The organism is Bartonella sp. AA168HLJHH (assembly GCF_042197365.1).
In the GTDB taxonomy this organism is placed as follows: Bacteria; Pseudomonadota; Alphaproteobacteria; order Rhizobiales; family Rhizobiaceae; genus Bartonella.
The window spans coordinates 1-518 of sequence record NZ_JBHIRS010000099.1; the positions used below are offsets into that span (position 1 = coordinate 1).

1 pseudogene is annotated in these 518 nt (G+C 41.7%); it reads left to right on the plus strand.

What is annotated here, in order from left to right:
* A pseudogene (locus ACFINM_RS09960) lies at window positions 1-518 on the plus strand (autotransporter outer membrane beta-barrel domain-containing protein); the annotation flags it as partial.

The following is a 518-nucleotide window of genomic DNA, read 5'->3' on the forward strand; positions in this document are numbered from 1 at the left end:
CAAATGGCAGCACGGTTACTATCGACAACAAGACTGAGATTACAACATCCAGTGCTTATGGACTCCATGCTGATGGTGCACAATCCAAGATCACAATGACTGGAGGGACAGTAAGCGGTTGGGGTATAGGCACATTGTTTGCCGAAAACGGCGGACATATTCATGTCAATGGTATTACTATAACATCGACAGATGGCACTGGAACTGGTGTACTGGCCGATGCCTCTGGAAGCATAATTGAATTACATAATACAACGATTAAAGATGTTTCAACGGGGTTTTTTACACAACCAAACGGTACGATCAAGATGACTGGAGGTTCTATTACGGCTTCTATAATAGGCGCTTCTTTTAATAACAGTAAGAGCGCTGAGAACAAGATAGAAAATGTGAAAATATCAAGTGGTAAAGACGATGACCAACAACTTTTCGGGGTAGTCGCCACTCATAACAGCAACCTTACTTTAAAAAATGTAACAGTTACTCAAGCCAATATAGGCATAGCCTCCGCTGTTAAT